1 protein-coding gene is annotated in these 461 nt (G+C 48.6%); it reads right to left on the bottom strand.

Annotation, left to right across the window (positions count from 1 at the left end; genetic code table 11):
- Positions 1-461: putative zinc-binding metallopeptidase (locus tag B4K20_RS14110; RefSeq protein WP_289283380.1), on the bottom strand; the 461-nt coding region annotated here is incomplete at both ends.

Below are 461 nucleotides of genomic sequence, written 5' to 3'. Positions count from 1 at the left end.
TGGCCGATTTCATGACGAAAATGTCCCAGTAGGGTTCGATAGGACTCGTTCATAGCTTCACGCGTTGCTTCTCTGAAGCTACCATCTGCCTCAGCAGCATTCAGCGTTATCACCCCCTGACTGTGTCCACTTAACACATGCTCAAGTGCCAGCATCGGATTGGTTCTCTGATCTTCAAGGAAGTCAAAAACCAAGCCATTTGGATAGCCTTGATAGGCGCCCTTTATCGGCAGGTTTAACCTCAGAATGCCATAGAGCATACGACGTTTTGCCGCTTCCAGGGTTCGCCAGCGCCGCCAGTTTTCAGGTTGACTCAATATGGGTATGGTGCGTGTTAACGCACATGAAATGCATTGAGTATTAGATGATTCAGCCGGAATCAGCCAATTACAGGCAATCTCATCATCACGGTGCTCACAACTTCGATAGCGCTGCAGTGGAAAAAGATCGGTCATCAACCA

This window comes from Methylophaga sp. UBA5088 (assembly GCF_002414625.1).
Taxonomy (GTDB): Bacteria; Pseudomonadota; Gammaproteobacteria; order Nitrosococcales; family Methylophagaceae; genus Methylophaga; species Methylophaga marina.
This window is presented reverse-complemented; position numbering and strand designations above follow the sequence as displayed.